General features: G+C 53.9%; 1 rRNA gene. It reads right to left on the bottom strand.

What is annotated here, in order from left to right:
• Window positions 1–30 precede the first annotated feature (30 nt).
• A 23S ribosomal RNA gene (locus tag MSG32_RS17885) occupies window positions 31–1,064 on the bottom strand; the annotation flags it as partial.

Below are 1,064 nucleotides of genomic sequence, written 5' to 3'. Positions count from 1 at the left end.
GTTTGCCTGCGCAAACCCCTTGGGTGTTATATGGTCAAGCCTCACGGGCAATTAGTACTGGTTAGCTCAACACATTGCTGTGCTTCCACACCCAGCCTATCAACCTTGTAGTCTTCAAGGGCCCTTCAGGAGGCGCAAGGCCTCAGGGAAGTCTCATCTTGAAGGGGGCTTCCCGCTTAGATGCTTTCAGCGGTTATCCCGTCCGAACGTAGCTACCGGGCAATGCCATTGGCATGACAACCCGAACACCAGAGGTTCGTCCACTCCGGTCCTCTCGTACTAGGAGCAGCTCTTCTCAAACTTCCGACGCCCACGGCAGATAGGGACCGAACTGTCTCACGACGTTCTAAACCCAGCTCGCGTACCACTTTAAATGGCGAACAGCCATACCCTTGGGACCGACTTCAGCCCCAGGATGTGATGAGCCGACATCGAGGTGCCAAACACCGCCGTCGATGTGAACTCTTGGGCGGTATCAGCCTGTTATCCCCGGAGTACCTTTTATCCGTTGAGCGATGGCCCTTCCATACAGAACCACCGGATCACTAGAACCTACTTTCGTACCTGCTCGACGTGTCTGTCTCGCAGTCAAGCACCCTTATGCTCTTGCACTCAATGCACGATTTCCAACCGTGCTGAGGGTACCTTCGTGCTCCTCCGTTACTCTTTAGGAGGAGACCGCCCCAGTCAAACTACCCACCATACACTGTCCTCGATCCGGATAACGGACCTGAGTTAGAACGCCAATGATGTCAGGCTGGTATTTCAAGGTTGGCTCCACCGCATCTGGCGACGTGGTTTCAAAGCCTCCCAGCTATCCTACACAGACAACATCAGCATCCAGTGTAAAGCTATAGTAAAGGTTCACGGGGTCTTTCCGTCTAGCCGCGGGTACACAGCATCTTCACTGCGATTTCAATTTCACTGAGTCTCGGGTGGAGACAGCGTGGCCATCATTACGCCATTCGTGCAGGTCGGAACTTACCCGACAAGGAATTTCGCTACCTTAGGACCGTTATAGTTACGGCCGCCGTTTACCGGGGCTTCGATCAAGAGCTTCGCGT

Source organism: Cobetia sp. 1CM21F (assembly GCF_023161745.1).
GTDB lineage: Bacteria > Pseudomonadota > Gammaproteobacteria > Pseudomonadales > Halomonadaceae > Cobetia > Cobetia amphilecti.
The sequence above is the reverse complement of the archived record's forward strand: the minus strand, read 5'-3'. Positions and strand labels throughout refer to the sequence as shown.